Origin of the sequence: Adlercreutzia equolifaciens (assembly GCF_029076695.1) — a bacterium.
Classification (GTDB): Bacteria; Actinomycetota; Coriobacteriia; order Coriobacteriales; family Eggerthellaceae; genus Adlercreutzia; species Adlercreutzia equolifaciens_A.
In genome coordinates this window covers 1-327 of record NZ_JARFIK010000206.1, presented here as the reverse complement: position 1 = coordinate 327, position 327 = coordinate 1, and the positions used below count along the sequence as shown (strand labels likewise).

At 44.6% G+C, this 327-nt stretch carries 1 protein-coding gene; it reads left to right on the top strand.

The genetic code is table 11. The features are described from left to right. Window positions 1-327: hypothetical protein (locus PZH32_RS12085; protein ID WP_428994044.1), on the top strand; the 327-nt coding region annotated here is incomplete at both ends.

Sequence of the window (327 nt, the reverse complement as noted above, 5' to 3'; positions counted from 1 at the left end):
AACGTCTGCAGGAAGCAGGAAATAAACCAATCGCACTGATCGGTGGAGGAACAGCTATGATCGGTGATCCATCCGGAAGAACAGATATGCGTCAGATGATGACACCGGAGACAATCCAGCACAACTGTGACTGTTTTAAGAAACAGATGAGTCGATTTATCGATTTCTCAGATGGAAAAGCATTGATGGTTAATAACGCTGACTGGTTGATGGGACTGAACTACATCGAAGTATTACGTGAAGTCGGAGCACATTTCTCCGTTAACCGTATGCTGACAGCAGAGTGCTACAAGCAGAGAATGGAAAAAGGACTCAGCTTTCTTGAGT